A 21,047-nucleotide genomic window follows, 5' to 3' on the forward strand; every position below is an offset into this window, starting at 1 on the left:
CCGGGCAAAGCGCTCTTCAAACGCTGGTGATCACAAACCCCCCGTAAGGAGGACCCCCGGCCGTACGGGCGGTGACGGCGGCGTCATGATGGTCGGTATGCGTGCGGTGGTGCAGAGAGTGGACGGCGCGAGCGTCGTCGTGGACGGCGAGACGGTCGGCGCGATCGAGGGCGAGGGGCTGTGCGTCCTCGTCGGGGTCACGCACGAGGACACCAAGGAGAAGGCGGCCCAACTGGCCCGCAAACTCTGGTCGATCCGCATGCTCCACGACGAGAAGTCGTGCAGCGACATCGACGCGCCCCTCCTCGTCATCAGCCAGTTCACGCTGTACGGCGACGCCCGCAAGGGCCGCCGCCCCACCTGGAACGCGGCCGCCCCCGGCGAGGTCGCCGAGCCCCTGGTCGACGAGGTCGTGGCACAGCTGCGCTCGCTGGGCGCGACAGTGGCGACGGGCCGCTTCGGCGCGCGGATGCGCGTGTCACTGACGAACGACGGGCCCTTCACCGTCCTCGTCGAGGTCTGAGCATCATGAAGAGGGCGAGACCCCCGAAGAGACCCGCGCACGTGCTCGTGGCCGCCCTGCTCGCGCCGATGCTGGCGGCATGCTCGACCGAGACGAAGGACGACACGGCGAAGCCCCCCGCGAAGCCGCCTGCGGAGACTCCCGCAAGGACCCCCGCCGAGACCTCCTCGGAGCCCGCCCCCGAGCCCCTCTCGGCGAAGGAACTCAAGGCCTTGGTGCTCACGACGGCCCAGACGCCGAGCGGCTTCGAGGTCTACCGCACGGTCGCGCGCAAGGCCCGCCCCCTTGAGGGCCAGGAAGTGGTGCGGCCGAAGAAGTGCGCGGTACTGCGCAACCCGGAGCTCAAGGCGTCGGTGGAGGCCTCCACCGCCAGGGCGATCCTCGAACGGCCCACCGAGGGCCTCGACCGGCACACCATCGTCGTCGCCGGCTGGTCCTCCGAGGCCGATGCCAGGACCAGAATGGCCGCGTTGCGCGAGGCGCTCGGAGGCTGCGGCTCGATCCAGTACGAGAACACGTACGCGCCGGGCACCCGGGAGGCCCGCCTCCAGCCGGAGAATGCCCCGGAGCTGGGCGACGAGGCACTCCGCTACACCGAGAACGGGCCCACGTCCTACCAAGGGCTCACCGTCGTACGCGTCCGGGACGTCATCGTCTACGTGAAGGCCGACACCCTCTTCGGCTTCGGCACGCCCCTGTCCGCCGCCAAGCGCAAGGAACTCACACCCGGGTTCGAGGAGAAGCTCGTCCGCGCCCAGGTCGACAAGGTCCAGCGGACTCTGGATCAGGGCTCGACCACGACCTCCTGAGCCGCCGCCGTCGTGTCAGCCATCAGACGGGCGTCGATCGGTACGTTCCGCTTGACCAGGGCCAGGGCCACCGGGCCCAGCTCGTGATGGCGTACGGACGTCGTCACGAAGCCGATCTTGCGCCCGTCGGGGTCCTCGTCGGCGAGCCGGATCTCCGTGCCGCGCGGCGGCAGATGGACCTCGCTGCCGTCCAGGTGGAGAAAGACCAGCCGGCGCGGGGGCTTGCCCAGGTTCTGCACCCGGGCGACCGTCTCCTGCCCCCGGTAGCAGCCCTTCTGGAGGTGCACGGCCGTACCGATCCAGCCCAGCTCGTGCGGGATGGTCCGGTGGTCGGTCTCGAAGCCGAGCCTCGGCCGGTGGTGCTCGACCCGCAGCGCCTCGTACGCCAGCAGCCCGGCCGCCGGGCCCGTCTTCTCCGCGTACGCCTCCAGGTCGGCGCGCGGCAGGAACAGATCCCTGCCGTACGGCGTCTCGCGTACGACCACGCCCTGCGGGACCTCCGCGATGGAACCGGCGGGCTGGTGGACGACGGCGAAGTCGGCGGTCCTGTCGGCCACTTCGACGCGGTAGAAGAACTTCATCGACTCCAGGTACGCGAGCAGCGCGTCCTGGGTGCCGGGCTCGATGTGGGCCCAGACGGTGGTGCCGTCGTCCACGAGGTACAGGGCGTGCTCGATGTGGCCGTTGGCGGAGAGGATCAAGGCCTCGGTGGCCTGTCCGGTGGGGAGTTCGCTGACGTGCTGGGTGACGAGCAGATGCAGCCAGCTCAGCCGGTCCTCACCGGTGACCGCGATGACACCGCGGTGCGAGAGGTCGACGAATCCGGTGCCCTCGGCGAGGGCGCGCTGTTCGCGGAACAGGTCGCCGTAGTGGGCGGCGACGCCTTCGTCCACGCCCTCGGCGGGGACGGCGCCGGACAGGGACAGCAGAGGACTCTTCATATGCCTAAGCCTACGACTCGGTAGTTGAATGCTTGAGCGAGCTCTTCTCCGTGCAGTCCTTGCAGCGGCCGAAGATCGCGAAGTGCTTCATGTCCGTCTCGAAGCCGAAGGTGCCACGCAGCTTGGCCGTGAACTCGGCGGCCACCTGGACGTCCGCCTCGATCACGTTCTCGCAGTCCCGGCAGACCAGGTGGATGTGGTGGTGCCGGTCGGCGAGGTGATAGGTCGGCGCGCCGTGGCCCAGGTGGGCGTGGCTGACCAGCCCGAGCTCCTCCAGAAGCTCCAGGGTCCGGTAGACCGTCGAGATATTGACCCCCGACGCCGTCTTCCTCACTTCCACGAGGATGTCGTCGGGGGTCGCGTGCTCCAGGGTGTCCACGGCTTCGAGGACAAGCTGACGCTGCGGCGTCAGCCGGTAGCCGCGCTGCCTGAGGTCGCTCTTCCAGTCGGTGCTCACCACACCGACGAGTCTAGGCCTACTTGAAGTAGGCCCACTCGGTGCAGGCCTACTTGAAGAAGGCGATGCCGTCGTCCGGCATGTCGTCCGGGAGGGCCTTGGCCCAGCGCTCGACGTCCTCCGGGGTGACGACCTTCTTCAGGTGCGCCGACATGTAGGGGCGCAGCTCGACCTCGGGGGTCTGCTTCTCGCCGACCCACATCAGGTCGCTGTGCACATAGCCGTAGAGCCGCTTGCCGCCGTTGTAGGGCCCCGAGGCCGCCGTACGCGCGACCGCGTCCGTGACCAGGTCGATCTGCGGCTTCTGCTTGGCCAGCTCGCCGTACCAGATTTCCACGACGCCGTCGTCGCGGACCATCGTGATCTCGACCTTGCGGTCGGCGTCGACGCGCCAGAAGCCGGACTCGGTCTCCAGCGGCCGGACCTTGTTCCCGTCCTTGTCCAGCACCCAGGTGTGGGAGCGGTACTCCAGGAAGTCCCGGCCGTCGTGGGAGAAGGTGACCTCCTGGCCGAAGTTGCACTTCTCCGAGCCGGGGAAGTCGTGCACGCCCGCGCCCGCCCAGCTGCCGAGCAGGAAGGCGAGGGGGACGAGGTCCTTGTGAAGGTCGGACGGGATCTCGATCATGAGCGGCAGTATTTCCTAGACGTGGGTCAGCGCTGGCCCTGGTAAAGCTTCTTCACGGTCAGACCGGCGAAGGCGAGGACGCCGACGCAGACCAGGACCAGCAGGGCTTCGAAGAAGATCTCCACGGGGTGCTCCTCGGATGAGCGGAGGGTCGTACACAGACAAAGGCCGGGGCCCAGCTTACGCGGCCGGGGCGGGGGCCGGTCGGTCAGGCTCCCTTCGGACGGCCGGGGCCCGGCGACCGACCGTACGGCGGACTACGCTTCGGACATGGCGAAGAAGCTCGTGATCAAGGTGACGGCCGGGGCGGACGCCCCCGAGCGCTGCTCCCAGGCCTTCACGGTGGCCGCGGTGGCCGTGGCGAGCGGGGTCGAGGTCTCGCTCTGGCTGACCGGTGAGTCCGCGTGGTTCGCGCTGCCGGGCCGGGCCGCCGAGTTCGAACTGCCGCACGCGGCGCCGCTGCCCGATCTGCTCGACTCGGTCCTGGCCGCCGGCCGGCTCACGCTGTGCACGCAGTGCGCCGCCCGCCGGGACATCACCGAGCAGGACGTCATCAAGGGCGTACGGATCGCCGGGGCGCAGGTCTTCGTGCAGGAGGCCATGGCGGACGACACTCAGGCGCTGGTGTACTGAGCCGGGCGTTCTTCGCCCCCGCCGCCCCTCCCCGTCCCATCCCCCAGGGGCGCTGCCCCTTCGACCCCGATCGCGCGGGAGAGCTCGGGTGAGTGGGGTCCGTTGGCGGGTGCGGGTCCGTCGTGGTTTCTCGCGCAGTTCCCGCGCCCCTGAATGACCGGGGGCGCCAGAGAACTCACCGCGGTGGGCGTTTCTTGCCGTCCAGTTCGTCCCACCACTCGTCGGACTTGGGGTCGCCGGACGGATCGTCCCACCAGCGGTCGTCGGGGCCTCGCCGGTTGGCCACCACGGCGGCCAGCGGCGGGATGACCATGGCGACCACACACATGCCGACCGCGACCGGGATCGACCAGAGGCGTACGACAGCCCAGGCCAGGACGAAGAGGCCCAGGCACGTCCCCATCAGGGCGAAGTACACGTGACGTCGCCGTGCGTACATACGTCCAGAGTAGGCCGGGAGCGACGCGAAGGGCCGCACCCCGAAAGGTGCGGCCCTCGCAGTGTTCAGGCTCGCCTCAGACGGCGATGGCGACCTCGGACAGGCCACCCTTCTGGGCGACGACCGTACGGTCGGCCGTGGCGCCGGGGACGAGGGCGCGCACGGTCCACGTGCCCTCGGCCGCGTAGAAGCGGAACTGCCCCGTGGCGGAGGTGGGGACCTCCGCGGTGAACTCGCCGGTCGAGTCCAGCAGACGGACGTAGCCGACGACGGGCTCGCCGTCCTTCGTCACCTGGCCCTGGATCGTGGTCTCACCGGGCTTGATCGTCGAGGCGTCCGGGCCGCCGGCCTTCGCTCCACACATGGCTTTCTCCAGAAAGGGTCTGACCGGAGGGAAGGCCGGTCGGGATGAACGGGGTGTTCGCTTACTACTGGTCTACTGCTGCTGGCCTGCTGCGGCTGGTCCTACTTGTTGGCGCCGAGCTCGATCGGGACGCCGACGAGGCTGCCGTACTCGGTCCAGGAACCGTCGTAGTTCTTGACGTTCTCGACACCGAGCAGCTCGTGCAGGACGAACCAGGTCAGCGCGGAGCGCTCACCGATACGGCAGTAGGCGATGGTGTCCTTCGCCAGGTCGACCTGCTCCTCGGCGTAGAGCTCCTTGAGCTCGTCGTCCGACTTGAAGGTGCCGTCGTCGTTGGCGTTCTTCGACCACGGGATGTTGCGGGCGGACGGGACGTGGCCCGGACGCTGCGACTGCTCCTGCGGCAGGTGGGCGGGGGCGAGCAGCTTGCCGGAGAACTCGTCGGGCGAGCGCACGTCGACCAGGTTCTGCGAGCCGATCGCGGCGACGACGTCGTCACGGAAGGCACGGATCGCGGTGTTCTGCGCCTTGGCCTTGTACTCGGTCGTGGGGCGCGCCGGCACCTCGTCGACCAGCTCGCGGGCGTCGAGCTCCCACTTCTTGCGACCGCCGTCGAGAAGCTTGACGTTCTCGTGGCCGTAGAGCTTGAAGTACCAGTACGCGTACGAGGCGAACCAGTTGTTGTTGCCGCCGTAGAGGACGACGAGGGTGTCGTTGCCGATGCCCTTCTCCGACAGCAGCTTCTCGAAGCCGGCCTGGTCGACGAAGTCACGGCGTACCGGGTCCTGGAGGTCCTTCGTCCAGTCGATCCGGATGGCGTTCTTGATGTGGTTCTTCTCGTACGCGGTCGTGTCCTCGTCGACCTCGACGATGGCGATGTTCGGGTTGTCGAGGTTGGCCTCGACCCAGTCGGCGTCGACCAGGACGTCGCTGCGGCTCATGCTCTTTCTCCTCCGGGGCAGTTGCGGCGGGGCGTGCGGGGTGTCTCCGGCGGTGCAGCCGGAGTGCGCGCACGGGTGGGGGCCCTGAGCGGGCAAGGCTGTGGGAACGCGACAGTCGATGCTGCCGCTCAGAAGGTGCGACAGAGCATGGCGGCGACGCGGCACAGGTCTACTGCCCGCCGCTTCGTGAGATCCGCCTGTCGCTTCATAGTTAGGGATCGTAGGGACGGACAGGTGGGCGTGTCACCGGCGTGTCGGATATTGAGACGCGATCGTCCGTTATGTGAGACCGATAGCGGTACGGACAGCGCCCGCGCCGATTCCCGAGAGGCGTATCGGTGATCACATCTACGGTACGGACATCACCGTCTCGCCTGTCGGACGCGGGTGGCGGACGCGCGTGTCGGACGCGGGTGTCGGACGCGGGTGTCGGTCGAGCCTCGTCCTACCCCGCCAGCCTGATGTCCGAACCCTTCACCGTGATCTGCACCCCGTCCTTCGCCGCCTCGACCTTGTCGAGCTTGATGTCGCCGGGGAGGTCGTCGATGGACTGCTGGAAGTCGGTGATCGAGCGGACCGCGTCCTCGGCGAGCGAGAGGCCGCTCACCGCGGGCAGGGAGTCGGCGTGCACCTCGACCTTGTCGTTCTTCACGCTGACGGTGCTGAGAACGGAGACGGTCTGAGGACCGAAGGCCGGGGGGTCGACCTCGACCTGGACCTTGATCTTGCCGTTGCCGCCGTCGGAGAGGCCCGTGACCCGGGCGGTGGTACCGAAGCCGACATCGGTCGGCTCCGACTTGGCCGCCTTGAGGAGTTCGTCGTACGCGACGGTCGCCGTACCGGTGGCGGTGGCCGCGGTGGCGGAGCTGTAGTCGCTGGAGAAGGCGACGCCGTGCATGCTGGCGGTGAGGTTCGCGATGCGGATGGTGTCGGCTGCGTCGCCGGAGCCGGTCGCCTTGGCCTCGTAGTTCTTGATGCCGACCTCGACGTCGTCGAGCTCTCCGCTCGCGACCTGGGTGAGGAACGGGAAGCCCTTGATGGAGACGTCCGGGGTGGCGGTGAGGCCCTCGCTGGTCTTCAGCTGCTCGGCGACCTCGTCCTCGGCGAGGCCGACGGCGAAGCGGTCGGCGACGACGAAGAGCCCGCCGAGGATCACTGCGACGATGAGAAGTATTCGCACTGCGCGCATGTCTCGGTGTTCCCCGTCCCCACGTCGGTCGTCCAAGGCGTTCCGAACGACCGAAGCGGCCGCCCTGCGTGAGCGTAGCCCGGCCGGCGGCGGGCGGGGCGGGTTCGGGGGGCTTGTTGATCAGCTGTGACAGGTCCACCCGTGACGCCTGAGAGCTCGGGTGGGTGGGGTACTCCGGCGGGTGCGGGTTCGATCGAGTTGCTCGCCCCGGCCCGCAGCCGCCCCGTCAGCCCAGCGCCCTGCCCAGCAGATACACCGCCGGGGCCGCCGCCGTGAGAGGCAGGGCCACGCCCGCGGTGAAGTGGACGAAGCGGGACGGGTAGTCGTAGGCGGCCACCCGGTGCCCGATCAGGGCGCACAACGCGGCCGCGAGGCCGAGAAGCGCACCCGACGACCCGAGATCCGTCACCTCGCCGACCGCGACCCCCGCCCCGGCCGCCGCCAGCAGCGCCACGACCACCGACGCCGCCGTGGGCAACGGCAGCGCCCGCGCCACGATCGCCACGGCCACCGCGACCCCGCCCACGACCACCGCGTCCGCCACCGCCGCCAGATACCCGGTCGCGATGATCGACAGCGCCGCCGACGCCACGGTCGCCATCAGGCCGTACATCCGCTCGTCCGGGTCCGCGTGGCTCCGCAGCCCGAGCACGATGGCGAGCAGCACCCACACACCCAGCGTCCCGAGGATCGCCGCGGGCGCGTGCTCCCGGCCCGCCGCGAACAGGGCCGCGTCCGCCGCCAGCGCCCCCGCGAAGGCCAGCACGATGCCCTGCCGGGCCGGCCACATGCCGTTCAGCCGGAACCAGCCCGCGGCCGTCACCGCCTGAAGGATCACCAGCGGCACGGCGAGCGCGAACTCCCCGACCGCCGCCGCGCCCGCGAGCAGCAGCCCCAGCACCGCCGTGATCAGCGCGGGCTGCATCCCGGGCTCGATGATCGGCGAACGGCCCTCGGCGCGGGCGCGCTGGGCGTCGGTGACCCGGGCGTTGCCGGTGAGGGTGGGCGGCCCGTAACCGGGTTCGGCCCCGGGCCGGGGCTCGGCGAGCGGCTCCGGCTGCACCTGAGGCTCATGGGGACGGTGGTCCGTCTGCTGCGGGAGGTACGCCGTCTCCGGCGCGACCGGCGCCTGCGGCTGCACCTGGGTCTCCCAGGTCTGGCCCTGCCACTGCTGGGTCTCCCAGGTCTGGCCCTGCCACTGCTGGGTCTCCCACTGCTGGGCATGGGCCTGCGACTCGTCGTACCCCTGCCACTGAGGCTGGGCCGGGTACTGCTGCGGCTGCTGGGGCTGCTGATAGGGGTCGTAGCCCTGCTGCTGCCCGTGGTGGCCCTCGTACCCGTACGGCTGGTTGCTCATGATCTGGGGGTCACCCTCCTGCGAACGGCGGGAGCACCTCGACCGTGCCGCCCTCGGCCAGACGTACCGTCTCATGTTCACGGGTGCCCACCGGGTCACCGTCGACGAGGAACGAGCAACGCAGCAGCACGCGGGTGAGTTCGCCGGGGTGTCGCTCCCGGGCCGCGTTCAGCGCGTCCGCGAGGGTGGCCGCGTCGTAGGGCTCCTCGGCGACGCCGGCGGCGGCCTTGGCCGCGGCCCAGTAGCGGAGGGTTCCCTCTGCCATCTCGCGTTCCTCTGGTCGTCTTCTCAGTCGGTCGTGACGTGCTCAGGCTACGGGGGAGTCGGCGTCGTGGGGAAACCGCGGCCGCCGCTCACCAGCCACCCCCCGATCCGGTGCAGCAATTCCTCGCTCGACGCGTTCTCCGCGTGCCCCATCCCCCGCTCCAGCCACAGCTCCCCGTGCCCGCCCGTGGCCTCCGCCAGCATCAGCGGATGGTCGACCGGGAAGTAGCCGTCCCTGTCGCCGTGCACGATCAGCAGCGGGGTGGGGGCGATCAGCGGGACGGACTCCACGGGGGACAGCGGAACCGGGTCCCACTCTCGGTGGTCGATGCGGGTACGCAGGCCGTAACGGCCGACCAGACGGCCCTCGCGGCGGGTGATCAGCCAGTGGACGCGGCGCATGGGGGCCGTGCCCCGGTAGTACCAGCGGGCCGGCGCGCTCACCGAGACCACCGCGTCCACGCCCGCGCCCGCTTCCGCCGCGTGCCGCAGCACGACCGAGCCGCCCATGGAGAAGCCGACCGTGGACACCCGCTCGTGCCCGAGTTCCCGCGCCCACCGGACCGCCGCCGCGAGGTCCAGCACCTCACGGTCGCCGACCGTCGAGAGGCCGCCCGACCGTCCGTGGCCCCGGAAGGAGAAGGTCACGACAGCCCCGTACCGGCGCAGAACGCCCGCCACCCTTCGTACGTACGGACGGTCCGCGTGGCCCGTGAATCCGTGGGCGACGACGAACGCCGGGTGTCCTGCGGGCGGCATTCCGGTGTCGTCCGAGTCGTTGTATACGACGGCCCCCCGGTCGTATACGGCATCGATCGTCACCCCGTCTTCAGTGCGCAGAAACCTGCGCAGAAGGCCCTCCGGGGCGGCTCGACCCCCCGTCTCAGGGTTCGGGATGTCGGTCGATCGCGTCACATGACCTGCCGGACCAGCGCTCATGTGGGCTATTCTGCTGGACAGAGGACTCGGGCAACGTAGCCCCCGGGTCCTTTTGTGCTTTCGGACGCGTTGTATACGAAGCGGGAAACAGCAGGTGACCGCCGGTATACGGGGCCTTCGGGATCGCAGAGCAGTACCGCAAACGTCCTCGCAGGGACCGAGGAGGAACCAGACGTATGAGTTCTCTGCTGCTGCTGACCAATGCCCTCCAGCCGTCGACGGAGGTGCTCCCCGCCCTCGGCCTGCTCCTGCACAACGTGCGAGTGGCTCCGGCGGAGGGCCCCGCCCTCGTCGACACCCCGGGCGCCGACGTCATCCTGATCGACGGTCGGCGTGATCTTCCACAGGTCCGCAGCCTGTGCCAGTTGCTCCGCTCGACCGGGCCCGGCTGTCCGCTCATCCTCGTCGTCACCGAGGGCGGTCTCGCGGCCGTCACCGCCGACTGGGGCATCGACGACGTGCTCCTCGACACCGCCGGCCCGGCGGAGGTCGAGGCGCGGCTCCGGCTCGCCATGGGCCGGCAGCAGATCGTCAACGACGACTCCCCCATGGAGATCCGCAACGGCGATCTGTCGGTCGACGAGGCGACCTACTCGGCCAAGCTCAAGGGCCGGGTCCTCGACCTCACCTTCAAGGAGTTCGAGCTCCTCAAGTACCTCGCCCAGCACCCGGGCCGCGTCTTCACCCGCGCCCAGCTGCTGCAGGAGGTCTGGGGGTACGACTACTTCGGCGGTACGCGCACGGTCGACGTCCACGTACGACGGCTGCGCGCCAAGCTCGGTCCGGAGCACGAGTCGCTGATCGGGACCGTCCGGAACGTCGGTTATCGATTCGTTACGCCGGAGAAGGCGGACCGCGCGGGCGACGACGCGAAGGGCAAAGCCGCCCCCGCAAAGCCGGAGGATGCGGACGAGACGGCGTCGGCGGCCGTCGCGGAGATCGCGGCCGAGGCCTGACAGGTGCCACCAATGGTCGGGGCGCGCACAGCCGTCGCACAGATGTGCTCCTGTACGCCCTGCCCAGCGGCGTTCCATCCGCGTAGACTCCGCGCGTGGCCAAGGTGACTCGGGATGATGTGGCGCGACTGGCGGGAACTTCCACCGCCGTCGTCAGCTATGTCATCAACAACGGACCCCGGCCGGTCGCACCGGCCACGCGCGAGCGTGTCCTCGCCGCGATCAAGGAGCTGGGGTACCGGCCCGACCGGGTCGCCCAGGCCATGGCGTCCCGCCGCACCGATCTCATAGGCATGATCGTGCCGGACGCCCGCCAGCCCTTCTTCGGCGAGATGACCCACGCCGTCGAACAGGCTGCCGCCGAGCGCGGAAAGATGGTGCTCGTCGGCAACACGGACTACGTCGCCGAGCGCGAGGTCCACTATCTGCGGGCGTTCCTCGGTATGCGGGTCTCCGGGCTGATCCTCGTCAGCCACGCGCTCAACGACAACGCCGCCGCCGAGATAGACGCGTGGGACGCCCGGGTGGTGCTGCTGCACGAGCGGCCCGAGGCGATCGACGACGTGGCCGTCGTGACCGACGACATAGGGGGCGCCCGGCTCGCCGTCCAGCATCTGCTGGCGCACGGCAACGCGTACGTGGCCTGTATGGGCGGCATGGCCGGGACCCCGCTGGTCGGCGACCCCGTCTCCGACCACGTCGAGGGCTGGCGGCGCGCGATGGACGAGGCCGGGATCCCCACGGAGGGGCGCCTCTTCCAGGCTCCGTACAACCGCTACGACGCGTACAAGGTGGCCCTGGAGCTGCTCTCCGGGCCGGACCGGCCGCCGGCGATCTTCTGCTCCACGGACGACCAGGCCATCGGCGTCCTCCGAGCCGCGCGTGAGCTGCGGCTCGATGTGCCGGGGGAGCTGGCGGTGGCCGGGTTCGACGACGTCAAGGAGGCGGCGCTCACGGACCCGCCACTGACGACGATCGCGACCGACCGTACGGGCATGGCCCGGGCCGCGGTGGATCTGGTGCTGGACGACGGGATTCGGGTGGCGGGGTCGCGGAGAGAACGAGTGAAGCTGTTTCCGTCGCGGTTGGTCACTCGGCGGTCTTGCGGGTGCGAGTAGCGCCCTAAAGGCTCGGGGCGTCTTCGGCGCGCGGGGCGGGGCATTGCCCGGGCGCCCTTATATGGGGCATACGAGGTTCTGCCGGGCTTCTCAGGGAGCACTCAGGGACCTCTCATGGTCGCCCGCCAAGCTCTGACTCATGACCGAGAGCTTCCGCCGCAGCGGCGAGTACGACAACCCCTACCAGGGTGACCAGCAGCACGCCTCTTCCCCGGTGAACCCGGTAGGCCCGGTGAACCCGGAATGGCCGGCCCCGCCGGCGTACGAGCCGGCTCCGGCCCCGGCGGCTCCGGCGGCCACCGCTCTCCTCAGTGAGCCGGTGTCGTCCGCGCCGGCCGCCGCTCCCGCCCACGCTCCGAAGAAGCGCGCCCGGGGTCCGCTGGCCCTGCTCGCCGCCGTGGCGATCGTGGCGGCGGCCATCGGTGGCGGCACGGCGTACGGCATCCAGGAGCTGACCGGCCCGGACACCACGGCCTCCAGCTCCACCAGCACGACCGTGGTGCCGACCGCCGACAAGGGCACGGTCGCCGGGGTCGCGAAGGCGGTCAGCCCGGCCATCGTGGAGATCAGCGCCAGCTCGAACGCGGGTGAGTCGACCGGTTCCGGTGTGATCATCACCAGTGACGGCGAGATCATCACCAACAACCACGTCATCTCCGGCGCCTCCGAGATCAAGGTGACGACGAAGAACGGCAAGACGTACACCGCCGAGGTCGTCGGCACCGACAGCAAGAAGGACCTCGCGCTCATCAAGCTGAAGAACGCCTCCGGTCTGACGGCCGCGAGCCTGGGCGACTCCGACAACGTCCAGGTCGGCGACGAGGTCGTGGCGATCGGCTCCCCCGAGGGCCTGACCGGCACCGTCACCAGCGGCATCGTCTCCGCCCTCGACCGTGATGTGACGGTCTCGACGGACGAGAGCCAGGGCCAGCAGCAGCAACAGCAGGGCGGCGGCAACGGGCAGTGGCCGTTCGAGTTCGGCGGCCGGCAGTTCAACGGCGACACCGGTTCGTCCACGACGACGTACAAGGCGCTCCAGACGGACGCGTCCTTGAATCCGGGCAACTCCGGCGGCGCCCTCATCGACATGAACGGCAACATCATCGGGATCAACTCGGCGATGTACTCGGCCTCGGACGCCTCCTCCTCGTCGAGCGCGGGCAGCGTCGGCCTCGGCTTCGCCATCCCGATCAACACCGTCAAGTCCGACCTGAGCACCCTGCGGGCGGGCGGCTCGGACTGAGGTCCGGCGCCCACACCGGCAGACAGCTCCTCTCCAGTCCAGTCCCGTTGAGTCCAAGGAGTTCGACATGAACACGCAGATCGCGCTGGTCCCGCGGATCACGCAGGTTTCGCACGACGTCCTGACCGCCGGTGACCCGGCCGGGCTGGGGCTCGCCCTCGCGGTGGCGGGAGAGCTGCACGCGCCGGTGACGGGCCTGCGGGCCCCGGAGGTCTCGGTGGTCCGGGCCACGGCCCGCCGGAAGACGGTGGCGCGCATGCACCGTCGTACGGTTATCGGATGATTGCTGGGTTATCCACAGCCATCCTCATCCCACGCCCCGGGAACGTGCGAGGCTGAAGGCCAGAACGACCAGACCGGACCAGGCCAGACCCCACTCCACGTCCCACCGCACTCGAGGAACACCGACATCATGAGCCCCGCCGAAGGCGACCGTGAACCCCAGCGCATCCTCATCGTCGACGACGAGCCGGCGGTGCGCGACGCCTTGAAGCGCAGCCTCGCGTTCGAGGGCTACGACACCGAGGTCGCGGTCGACGGCGCGGACGCCCTGGAGAAGGCGACCGCGTACCGGCCGGACCTGGTGGTCCTCGACATCCAGATGCCGCGCATGGACGGCCTGACGGCCGCCCGCCGCATCCGGGGCGCGGGCGATCTGACGCCCATTCTGATGCTCACGGCCCGCGACACGGTCGGCGACCGCGTCACCGGCCTGGACGCCGGGGCGGACGACTACCTGGTCAAGCCCTTCGAACTGGACGAGCTGTTCGCCCGCGTCCGCGCGCTGCTGCGCCGCAGCTCGTACGCGGCGGCGGTGACGGACGCGGCCCAGCAGGACGAGGCGCTGACGTTCGCGGACCTGCGGATGGATCTGGCGACGCGTGAGGTGACCCGGGGCGAGCGTGCCGTGGAGCTGACCCGTACGGAGTTCACGCTCCTGGAGATGTTCATGGCGCACCCGCGCCAGGTCCTCACCCGCGAGCAGATCCTGAAGGCGGTCTGGGGCTTCGACTTCGAGCCCAGCTCGAACTCCCTGGACGTGTACGTGATGTACCTCCGTCGCAAGACGGAGGCGGGCGGCGAGCCGCGCATCGTGCACACCGTGCGGGGCGTGGGGTACGTACTGCGACAAGGCGGCGCGGAGTGAAGAAGGTCGTACGCCGCTACCGATCGCTGCCGATCCGGTCCCGGCTCGCACTGCTGGTGGCGGCCGCCGTGGCGTTCGCGGTGGCGGCGGTGTCGGTGACGTGTTGGTTCATCGTGCAGGGGAAGCTGTACGGGCAGTTGAACGACGAGCTCGACAAGTCGATGCGCATGGGCAGGGACCAGGCCGCTGTCGCGCTCAACGACTGCGACCAGACCCCGCGGGAGAACGTCGGCTGGGGCCCCCGGAACTACTTCCAGGTGGTCCTCGAGGACGGTACGGCCTGTGTCATGCCCTTCTCCGCCGGCGTGGTCAAGGTCACCGAGTCCGACAAGGAGGTCGTCAGCAGCACGGACCGCCTCACCGGCCTGCGCCGCAACGGCACCGACGCGGACGGCAACGACGTACGGATCCTGACCGTGCCGGAGACCTTCATCGACCGGAACACGGGGGAGACGACCAATGTCGCCCTCATCTCCGCGGTCCCCTTGAAAGGCACCCAGTCCACCCTCAACGACCTGGCCCTGATCCTCCTCCTCGTCTCGGGGATCGGAGTGGTCGGCGCCGGAGCCGCGGGACTGGCCGTGGCACGGGCCGGGCTCCGCCCGGTCGACAAGCTCACGGAGGCGGTCGAGCACGTCGCGCGCACGGAGGACCTGAGCATCCGTATCCCCGTGGAGGAGGAGGCGGAGGACGAGGTGGCCCGCCTGTCACGCTCCTTCAACTCGATGACGAGCGCGCTGGCGAACTCCAGAGAACTGCAACAGCAGCTGATCGCGGACGCGGGCCACGAACTACGCACGCCGCTGACTTCGCTCCGTACGAACATCGAACTCCTCACCCGAAGCGAGGAGACGGGCCGCCCGATCCCGGCGGACGACCGCAAGGCCCTGCTCGCCTCGGTGAAGGCCCAGATGACCGAACTGGCCTCCCTGATAGGCGACTTGCAGGAACTGTCCCGATCGGACTCCGACCAGCAGGGCGCCCGGCTGCTCCAGGTGGTCGACTTCCAGGACACGGTGGAGTCGGCCCTGCGCAGAGCCCGCCTGCGCGGCCCGGAACTGACGATCACGGCGGCCCTGCAACCGTGGTACGTCCGGGCGGAGCCGTCGACCCTGGAGCGGGCGATCGTCAACATCCTCGACAATGCGGTGAAGTTCAGCCCCGAGGGAGGATCGATCGAGGTGGCGCTGGACGCCGGCGTCCTCACGGTCCGCGACCACGGCCCCGGCATCCCCGCCGACGAACTCCCTCACGTCTTCGACCGCTTCTGGCGCTCACCGTCAGCGCGCGCGTTGCCCGGCTCGGGCCTGGGCCTGTCGATCGTGGCCCGCACGGTCGAGCAGGCGGGCGGCGAGGTGGCGCTGTCCCGGGCGGACGGAGGCGGCACGCTGGCGACGGTACGACTGCCGGGGGCGGCTACGGCTCCGCCGGAGGGGCCGGAGACGGCGTGAGCCGAAGGTTTGATGCCTTAGCTCTTGATCCCCGCCAGGAACGACCCCCACGAGGCCGAGCCGAACACGACCACCGGGCCGTCCGGGACCTTGCTGTCCCGGACCGGGACGGTGCCTATGTAGCCGTCGGCGACCTCGACGCAGTTCGAGGCTCCGCCGTCGCTGTAGGACGACTTGCGCCAGACTGCGGCGGTCAGGTCGGGGGTTCGCTTCATGATCTGCACTCCTCCAGCAGGCGCTTGATGAACGCCGTCGACTCCACCGGGGTCAGAGCCGCGTCCCGGACGAGATCGTAGGACAAGCGGAACGACAGAACCCTGTCCGGATCTTCGGTCAGCTCGCCGAAGCCGTTGCCTTCCACGTAGGCAACGGGGTCGCCAACTCGCTGCCACAACAGCATGAGGTCGCTGCTCATGAGGTCATGCACGCCTGCCGCGTAGGGCAGCACCTGAAGTACGACCGTCGGCTGCTCCGCTGCTTCCAGCAGGTGCGACAACTGGTCCGCCCACACCTTGGCGTCGGGGACCCGTCGCCGCAGCGCCCCCTCATCCAGGATCGCGCGAATGCTCGGCGCCGGTTCGCGGTTCAGCAGTTCCTGCCGTCCCATGCGCGCGGCCACCTGTTCCTCGACCTCGTCACTGTTGCCTGCCGTTGTCTGGGCTCCAGACAACCCTGACAACACCGTGCGGGCATAGTCCTCGGTCTGCAACAGGCCTGGCACACGCAGTTGGAACATCCACATGACCCGAGCCGTCGCCTCCAGCTCCATGAACGCCTTGTACTTGTCCTTGATGACCTCCTTGCGCGCATCCCTCCAGAGGCGAACCAGCAGGTCACCGGACCCGTAGTAGACGTCCAGGTCCTCCATGACCGCCCGCTTGGAGAGCCGCTCTCCCTTCTCCAGGCGATTGAGATAGCTCTTGTCGTACGACGTGTCCGCCGCCAACTGGGCCAGCGTCTTGCCCGCCTTCTCTCGAAGGAACAGCAGCGTCCGCCCGAGCGTGGCACGTGCCGACTGCCCTTCCCCGTCAACGAGTTCGCTCATGTCACCCCTCGCCGTTGTCTGGCGCCAAGACAACGCCAGCCCTCTTCCGCAGCGTACGACGCACCAGTGACCATCGAGGCACGAACGGTAATCACCGCTCGTCAACCCCTTGCGTAGCGAAGAGGAGAACCGGCATGCGCGCATTCATCGCCCGGCTCTGCGAGGTACTGGTCCTCGCCCGAAGGCGTCGGCGGGCGACGGCGGCGGCGATCCAGCCGCCCACTCCCGTGCCCGACCCCGCGCCCCTCTTCTACCGGACCCTCGTCCTCCACCATCTCGACGCACGGCCCCGCGGATCCAGCAAAGCCATCGTGCGGCCCTGCCTCTTCACCTCGGCGGAACTCCGCGCCCACGGCATGACCGAGATCATGGCGGAGGTCCCCAAGTGACGGACGTGACGGACGTGACGACCGGCCTGCGGCTGCTGCCCTGGACCACCCCCGAGGGCAAACCCTGCTATCTCGACCCGGACACCGCGCACCCCGGCCCTCTCTCCCTGCTCGCCGACAGCGTGGAGGTGTCACAACTGGGTTCGGCGGAGGAGGTGTTGGGCGGCGGCCGGGCCGTGCTCGTCGACGCCACGGCCGGCGAGCACGCCGTACGGTTCGCGCTCACCCGGGCGACCGAGGCGCTGGAGAACGTACTGCGGATCGCGGTCAGCAGGGGGCGGCGACTCGGCGCGGAGGCCGCGGAGGGCGACGACACCCTCTGAGCCGCGCCCCCTCACCTCCACTCCCCCCACTCCCACAACCGCCGGTGCCACCAACGGTCCACGCGCCATGTGCGGCGGTCCGCGAACGGGTCGGGGAGGGTGCGGGCGTGGAACTCCGTGTCCAGCCGCCGCACCTGACGGTTCAGTTCGGCGCGGGGCCGGGGCGGCAGGTGTTCCAGCGCCTCTTCGAGGATGTCTCGGGCGTGGCGTACGTCGTCGAAGGCGTGCCAGTGGCAGTCGCAGTCGGCCATGCGCGGGTAGAGGGGGCGGCGGCCCGGTGGGCGCAGGAACTCCTCGTACCGGCGCAGGGCGTAGTCGACGGCGCCGAGGTGGAGGCCGGGGGTGAGCAGTTCCAGTCGGTGGATCGCCAGACTCGTACGGCTGGACAGGCCGTGGATACGGTCCGGCGGCGGCAGCGACCGCGTACAGGGGCGCGGGTCGTGCGCGGGGCGCAGGGCGCCGGGGCGACTACGCGGCATCGCCCTTTCGGCGTGCGGCGATGATCGTGTGGGTCGTCGTGCTGGTCATGGACTGGATTGTGGCATCGGTGAGCGCGGGGCGCGCCCCGTTTTCGGGAAGGTCAGGGAAGGTCAGGGAAGGTCCGGGAAGATCCGCGCAAGACTTGTCGCTGCACGTCGGCGTCCATGCATACGGTGCGGGGGACGGGGTACGCGTTGCGAGGCGTGTGAGCAGGAAAAGGGGCCCGGGGCTCGAAGCCCCGGGCCCCTTCCTCGGCACCGGTGTCGCAACCCGAAGGGTTACTTGATGACCGTGATCCGGTTCGCCGCCGGAGGCGTGATCGGGCTCGTCGCCGTCGAGTTGGCCGTCAGGTACTTCTCCAGGGCCGTGAGGTCGTCGGCGCCGACCAGGTCGTTGGTGCCCTGGCCGAGCGTGGTGAAGCCGTCGCCGCCGCCCGCGAGGAAGCTGTTCGTCGCGACGCGGTACGTGGCCGTCGGGTCGATGGCCGCGCCGTTCAGCTTGATGGAGTCGACGACGACGCGGTCCACGCCGGTCTTCGTCAGGTCCAGCGTGTAGGTGAGGCCGGACGAGACCTGGAGGACCTTCGGGGAGGCCGCGTTCACGCCGGTGACCTGCTCCTTGAGGACCGAGATCAGCTGGGCGCCCGTGAAGTCCTGCAGATTCACCGTGTTGGCGAACGGCTGGACCGTGAAGCCCTCCTCGTACGTCACCACACCGTCACCCTCGCTGCCCTTGGCCGCGTAGGTCAGAGGCGCCCGGACGCCGCCGGGGTTCATCAGCGCGAGGTCCGTCCCGGGGTCCAGCTCCTTGCCGTACGCGAGCTGCGCGTCGGCGATCAGGTCGCCGATCGGGGACTCGGTGCCGGCGTTGGAGATGTCGGCCGAGATGTAGCCGATGGGACGGTTGCCGATCGGCGCGGCCAGCGTCCGCCACCTGTCGATCAGGGCCGTCAGGTCGGCGGCCTTCTCGACGTCACGGGTGACCACGTGGTTCGCGGACTTCACGGCCGTACGGGAGATGTCACCCGTCCGGCGGTCGTACGTCAGCGTCGTGTCGGTGTAGAGGCGGCCGAAGGACGCGGCCGAGGTGACCATGCGCGGCTTGCCCGAGGGGTCGTTGATCGTGCAGGCGTACGCGGCGTGCGTGTGGCCCGTGACGAGGGCGTCGACCTTCGGGGTGATCTTCTTGGCGATGTCCACGATCGGGCCGGATATGCCGTCACCGGCACCGGGCGAGTCGCAGTCGTAGTTGTAGTTCGTGGAGGCGGGCAGGCCGCCCTCGTGGATCAGGGCGACGACCGACTTCACGCCCTGGCGCTCCAGCTCCTTGGCGTACTTGTTGATCGTCTGGACCTCGTCCTTGAACTTCAGGCCCTTGACGCCCTCGGCGGAGACGACACCCGGGGTGTCCTCCAGCGTCACACCGATGAAGCCGATCTTGACGCCGTTCTGCTTCCACACCCAGTAGGGCTTGAGGATCGGCTTGTTCGTCTTCTTGTTGAGGACGTTCGCGGCGAGGTACGGGAAGTCCGCGCCCTTGAACTTCTTGCCGGGGATGTAGCAGCCGGCGGTCGGGTGGCAGCCGCCCTTCTGGAGGCGGCCCAGCTCCTTGGCGCCCTCGTCGAACTCGTGGTTGCCGACGCTCGTGACGTCCAGGTCGAGCTCGTTCAGCGCCTCGATGGTCGGCTCGTCGTGGAAGAGGCCGGAGATCAGCGGGGAGGCGCCGACCATGTCACCGGCGGCCGCCGTGACGGAGTACGGGTGGCCCGCACGCGCCTTGCGCAGATGCGTGGCCATGTACTCGACGCCACCGGCGGTGATCGTGGACGTCGTGCCGTCCTCGTGCACCTCGGTCACGCGGCCGGACGAACCGGCCGGGGGCTCCAGGTTGCCGTGCAGGTCGTTGAAGGACAGCAGCTGCACGTCCTGGTAGCGGCTCGGCTTCTGCTTGCCCGGCTTGCCGTACGACGAGTCGCCGGCCGTGGCCGTGGTCGCGGCGGCCAGCGCACCGACCGTCGCGAGGCCGGCGGCGACGGCGATGATCCGGCTGCGGCGTCTGCGGCGCTGCGCGTGGGGTGTGGCTGACATGTGCCCCCCTGAGGTGAGAGTTAAGAGAAGAGTGAGAACAGGCCCCGTCGAGGCCGAAGCGTAGGGTCAACGCGCGTAGCGCGACAGGGGGTTCGTGGTTACGACCTGATTGCCGTCGAGGAGGACTCATGGCGAAACGGGACCTATGGGGGCGCGCGGCTGTGCCATCCGCGGCTCCGCCGCGGGGTGCGATCAACCACATTCAAGCCGCGGCCGCAGGACCACGGCCCCGTCCGAGCTCTTAGGCGCACGCTCCCGCAGAGCTAACCTCGTACCCATGACCAGCGACGACACCGTCCGGCCCGGCGCAGCCGCCCGCAGTATCGAAACGCGACTGGAACTCACCCAGGACCAGAAGAACGCCGTCCTCACACTGCTCGACGAAGCCGCCCGCACCGACGGCCAACCCGCGGTGTCCGAGCAGGGCCGCCTCCAACTCCGCGGCGGCCCCCGAGAAGGCGTCCGCCACCTCCTGCTCACCGTGGGGGACGACCTCACCGGGGCCGACCTCGTCGGATACGCCCAACTGGAGGACACCGACCCCGTCGAGGCCCCGGCCGCCGAACTGGTCGTCCACCCCTCGCACCGGGGCCACGGCCACGGCCGGGCGCTCGGCGCCGCCCTGCTCGCCGAGTCCGGCAAGCGGCTGCGGGTGTGGGCGCACGGCGGCCACTCCGCCGCCCGGCACCTCGCCCAGGTCCTCGGCCTCACCCTCTTCCGCGAACTGCGCCAGATGCGGCTCCCGCTCGCCGACTTCGACCCGCCGGAGCCGGTGCTCCCCGAGGGCGTGACCGTTCGTACGTTCGTCCCCGGCGAGGACGACGCGGCCTGGCTCGCGGTGAACGCCGAGGCCTTCGCCCACCACCCCGAACAGGGCTCCCTCACCCAGCGCGACCTCGACGACCGCAAGGCCGAGCCGTGGTTCGACCCGGCCGGCTTCTTCCTCGCCGAGCGGCACAGCGGTGAGGGCGAGAACGGCACCGCCGAACTCATCGGCTTCCACTGGACCAAGGTGCACGCCACCGAACAGCGCGGCGAGGTCTACGTCGTGGGCGTCCGCCCCGGCGCCCAGGGCGGCGGCCTCGGCAAGGCGCTCACCACGATCGGCCTGCGCCACCTGGCCGCCCAGGGCCTGCCCACCGCGATGCTCTACGTCGACGCCGACAACAAGGCGGCGGTGACGGTGTACGAGCGCCTGGGATTCGTCACGTACGAGACGGACCTGATGTACCGCAGTGAAACCTGACTTACCGGTTACAGCCGGAGTTACCCACAGACAGGGGGCGGTGTTGTTGACACCGCCCCCTCTCTTGCACCACCCTTTCAC

General features: G+C 69.8%; 26 protein-coding genes. 12 read left to right on the top strand and 14 right to left on the bottom strand.

What is annotated here, in order from left to right; translation table 11 throughout:
• Positions 1-97: 97 nt before the first annotated feature.
• Together dtd and SGFS_RS27635 are read left to right on the top strand one after the other, a co-directional pair.
• Entirely contained in the window at positions 98-523 is a 426-nt protein-coding gene (dtd, locus tag SGFS_RS27630) for a D-aminoacyl-tRNA deacylase (RefSeq protein ID WP_286254269.1), read from the top strand.
• A 5-nt stretch (positions 524-528) separates the two neighbouring features.
• Positions 529-1,332, top strand: a complete 804-nt coding sequence (locus tag SGFS_RS27635) for a hypothetical protein (RefSeq protein WP_286254270.1) — start codon at positions 529-531, stop codon at positions 1,330-1,332.
• Here SGFS_RS27635 and ygfZ read toward each other — a convergent pair.
• From ygfZ to SGFS_RS27650, 3 genes are read right to left on the bottom strand one after another with little or no spacing between them, the layout of a single operon-like run.
• Positions 1,308-2,273: a CAF17-like 4Fe-4S cluster assembly/insertion protein YgfZ gene (ygfZ, locus tag SGFS_RS27640; RefSeq protein WP_286254271.1), complete on the bottom strand. Its 966-nt coding sequence runs from the start codon at positions 2,271-2,273 to the stop codon at positions 1,308-1,310. The two genes, SGFS_RS27635 and ygfZ, sit on opposite strands and share 25 nt — an antisense overlap.
• Before the next feature lie 10 nt (positions 2,274-2,283).
• Entirely contained in the window at positions 2,284-2,733 is a 450-nt protein-coding gene (locus SGFS_RS27645; protein WP_286254272.1) for a Fur family transcriptional regulator, read from the bottom strand.
• Between the two features lie 46 nt (positions 2,734-2,779).
• Positions 2,780-3,355, bottom strand: a complete 576-nt coding sequence (locus SGFS_RS27650) for a heme-binding beta-barrel domain-containing protein (protein WP_286254273.1) — start codon at positions 3,353-3,355, stop codon at positions 2,780-2,782.
• Positions 3,356-3,625: 270 nt separating this feature from the next.
• Here SGFS_RS27650 and SGFS_RS27655 point away from each other — a divergent pair, with 270 nt between their 5' ends.
• Positions 3,626-3,988: a DsrE family protein gene (locus SGFS_RS27655; RefSeq protein ID WP_286254274.1), complete on the top strand. Its 363-nt coding sequence runs from the start codon at positions 3,626-3,628 to the stop codon at positions 3,986-3,988.
• Between the two features lie 175 nt (positions 3,989-4,163).
• Here SGFS_RS27655 and SGFS_RS27660 read toward each other — a convergent pair whose 3' ends face one another.
• The 7 genes from SGFS_RS27660 to SGFS_RS27690 form a co-directional block, all read right to left on the bottom strand.
• Positions 4,164-4,427, bottom strand: coding sequence for a DUF3099 domain-containing protein (locus SGFS_RS27660; RefSeq protein WP_286254275.1), 264 nt, complete (start codon positions 4,425-4,427; stop codon positions 4,164-4,166).
• Positions 4,428-4,503: 76 nt separating this feature from the next.
• The gene (locus SGFS_RS27665; protein ID WP_286254276.1) at positions 4,504-4,791 is read right to left on the bottom strand and encodes a DUF1416 domain-containing protein; all 288 of its coding nucleotides are present in this window, start codon (positions 4,789-4,791) and stop codon (positions 4,504-4,506) included.
• Between the two features lie 101 nt (positions 4,792-4,892).
• Entirely contained in the window at positions 4,893-5,732 is an 840-nt protein-coding gene (locus SGFS_RS27670) for a sulfurtransferase (protein WP_286254277.1), read from the bottom strand.
• Positions 5,733-6,177: 445 nt separating this feature from the next.
• On the bottom strand, positions 6,178-6,921 hold the full coding sequence (locus SGFS_RS27675) for an LmeA family phospholipid-binding protein (protein WP_286254279.1): 744 nt from the start codon (positions 6,919-6,921) through the stop codon (positions 6,178-6,180).
• Positions 6,922-7,147: 226 nt separating this feature from the next.
• Positions 7,148-8,278 carry a hypothetical protein gene (locus tag SGFS_RS27680; RefSeq protein WP_286254282.1) on the bottom strand — a complete coding sequence of 377 codons (1,131 nt, stop codon included), beginning with the start codon at positions 8,276-8,278 and terminating at the stop codon, positions 7,148-7,150.
• Positions 8,279-8,288: 10 nt separating this feature from the next.
• Positions 8,289-8,543 (bottom strand): MoaD/ThiS family protein, encoded by a 255-nt coding sequence (locus tag SGFS_RS27685; protein ID WP_286254284.1) that lies wholly within the window; start codon positions 8,541-8,543, stop codon positions 8,289-8,291.
• Positions 8,544-8,590: 47 nt separating this feature from the next.
• Positions 8,591-9,481, bottom strand: coding sequence for an alpha/beta hydrolase family protein (locus SGFS_RS27690; RefSeq protein ID WP_286254285.1), 891 nt, complete (start codon positions 9,479-9,481; stop codon positions 8,591-8,593).
• Between the two features lie 176 nt (positions 9,482-9,657).
• Here SGFS_RS27690 and SGFS_RS27695 point away from each other — a divergent pair, with 176 nt between their 5' ends.
• The 6 genes from SGFS_RS27695 (at position 9,658) to SGFS_RS27720 (ending at position 15,396) form a co-directional block, all read left to right on the top strand.
• Positions 9,658-10,437 carry a response regulator transcription factor gene (locus SGFS_RS27695; RefSeq protein WP_286254286.1) on the top strand — a complete coding sequence of 260 codons (780 nt, stop codon included), beginning with the start codon at positions 9,658-9,660 and terminating at the stop codon, positions 10,435-10,437.
• 95 nt (positions 10,438-10,532) lie between these two features.
• A complete protein-coding gene (locus SGFS_RS27700; RefSeq protein ID WP_286254287.1) occupies positions 10,533-11,555 on the top strand; it encodes a LacI family DNA-binding transcriptional regulator in 1,023 nt (340 codons plus the stop codon).
• Positions 11,556-11,694: 139 nt separating this feature from the next.
• Complete coding sequence (locus SGFS_RS27705) at positions 11,695-12,798, top strand: S1C family serine protease (protein ID WP_286254288.1); 1,104 nt, start codon at positions 11,695-11,697, stop codon at positions 12,796-12,798.
• A 67-nt stretch (positions 12,799-12,865) separates the two neighbouring features.
• A complete protein-coding gene (locus SGFS_RS27710; protein WP_286254289.1) occupies positions 12,866-13,081 on the top strand; it encodes a hypothetical protein in 216 nt (71 codons plus the stop codon).
• 129 nt (positions 13,082-13,210) lie between these two features.
• A complete protein-coding gene (locus SGFS_RS27715) occupies positions 13,211-13,945 on the top strand; it encodes a response regulator transcription factor (RefSeq protein ID WP_286254290.1) in 735 nt (244 codons plus the stop codon).
• Positions 13,942-15,396: a HAMP domain-containing sensor histidine kinase gene (locus tag SGFS_RS27720; RefSeq protein ID WP_286254292.1), complete on the top strand. Its 1,455-nt coding sequence runs from the start codon at positions 13,942-13,944 to the stop codon at positions 15,394-15,396. The genes SGFS_RS27715 and SGFS_RS27720 overlap by 4 nt, the downstream gene beginning before the upstream one ends.
• Before the next feature lie 17 nt (positions 15,397-15,413).
• Here the strand turns inward: SGFS_RS27720 and SGFS_RS27725 are convergent, their stop codons facing one another.
• Together SGFS_RS27725 and SGFS_RS27730 are read right to left on the bottom strand one after the other, a co-directional pair.
• Complete coding sequence (locus SGFS_RS27725; protein ID WP_286254294.1) at positions 15,414-15,611, bottom strand: DUF397 domain-containing protein; 198 nt, start codon at positions 15,609-15,611, stop codon at positions 15,414-15,416.
• Entirely contained in the window at positions 15,608-16,441 is an 834-nt protein-coding gene (locus tag SGFS_RS27730) for a helix-turn-helix domain-containing protein (RefSeq protein WP_286254296.1), read from the bottom strand. The genes SGFS_RS27725 and SGFS_RS27730 overlap by 4 nt, the downstream gene beginning before the upstream one ends.
• Positions 16,442-16,575: 134 nt before the next feature.
• Between SGFS_RS27730 and SGFS_RS27735 the strand changes: the two genes are divergently transcribed.
• On the top strand, positions 16,576-16,830 hold the full coding sequence (locus tag SGFS_RS27735; RefSeq protein WP_286254297.1) for a hypothetical protein: 255 nt from the start codon (positions 16,576-16,578) through the stop codon (positions 16,828-16,830).
• 14 nt (positions 16,831-16,844) lie between these two features.
• Positions 16,845-17,153: a hypothetical protein gene (locus tag SGFS_RS27740; RefSeq protein WP_434028215.1), complete on the top strand. Its 309-nt coding sequence runs from the start codon at positions 16,845-16,847 to the stop codon at positions 17,151-17,153.
• Positions 17,154-17,164: 11 nt separating this feature from the next.
• Here SGFS_RS27740 and SGFS_RS27745 read toward each other — a convergent pair whose 3' ends face one another.
• Together SGFS_RS27745 and SGFS_RS27750 are read right to left on the bottom strand one after the other, a co-directional pair.
• A complete protein-coding gene (locus tag SGFS_RS27745) occupies positions 17,165-17,632 on the bottom strand; it encodes a hypothetical protein (protein ID WP_286254300.1) in 468 nt (155 codons plus the stop codon).
• 279 nt (positions 17,633-17,911) lie between these two features.
• The gene (locus tag SGFS_RS27750; RefSeq protein ID WP_286254302.1) at positions 17,912-19,720 is read right to left on the bottom strand and encodes a bifunctional metallophosphatase/5'-nucleotidase; all 1,809 of its coding nucleotides are present in this window, start codon (positions 19,718-19,720) and stop codon (positions 17,912-17,914) included.
• A 277-nt stretch (positions 19,721-19,997) separates the two neighbouring features.
• Between SGFS_RS27750 and mshD the strand changes: the two genes are divergently transcribed.
• Positions 19,998-20,966 carry a mycothiol synthase gene (gene mshD, locus SGFS_RS27755; protein ID WP_286254303.1) on the top strand — a complete coding sequence of 323 codons (969 nt, stop codon included), beginning with the start codon at positions 19,998-20,000 and terminating at the stop codon, positions 20,964-20,966.
• Positions 20,967-21,047: the final 81 nt, after the last annotated feature.

The organism is Streptomyces graminofaciens, assembly GCF_030294945.1.
Taxonomy (GTDB): domain Bacteria; phylum Actinomycetota; class Actinomycetes; order Streptomycetales; family Streptomycetaceae; genus Streptomyces; species Streptomyces graminofaciens.